The following is a 329-nucleotide window of genomic DNA, read 5'->3' as shown; positions in this document are numbered from 1 at the left end:
GGACCAGGTTGTCCATGACGGTTGGTCCTCCTTTGGCCCAGTGTTTGATGTGGTGGGCGTCGGTCCAGGCGGGGACGCAGTCGCAGCCGGGGAAGGCGCATCCTTTGTCGCGGGCGATCAGGGCGGTGCGTTGTGCCGCGGTGACAAGCCTTTTGAGTGGGGTGACGTCGAGTGGGGCGCCGTTTTCGTCGAGGAGGACGGTGCCGAGCATGCAGTCGCAGGCGATCATGCGGGTGCGGCCGATGCTCAGTGGTCCCATCCAGGGCATGTGGCCGACATCGAGATCTTGTTTGTCGAGATCGGGAATGTCGAGATCCAGCATGCCGGGA

The 329-nt window shown here is 63.8% G+C and carries 1 protein-coding gene; it reads right to left on the bottom strand.

The window, feature by feature from the left end; genetic code table 11:
- A partial coding sequence (locus G8767_RS35375) for an HNH endonuclease signature motif containing protein (protein ID WP_166814311.1) occupies positions 1 to 329 on the bottom strand: 329 nt, incomplete at both ends.

Origin of the sequence: Rhodococcus sp. IC4_135 (assembly GCF_011602025.1) — a bacterium.
GTDB lineage: Bacteria > Actinomycetota > Actinomycetes > Mycobacteriales > Mycobacteriaceae > Rhodococcus_F > Rhodococcus_F baikonurensis.
Note: the sequence above shows the minus strand (reverse complement) of the source record. Positions and strands in the feature narration are given on the sequence as shown.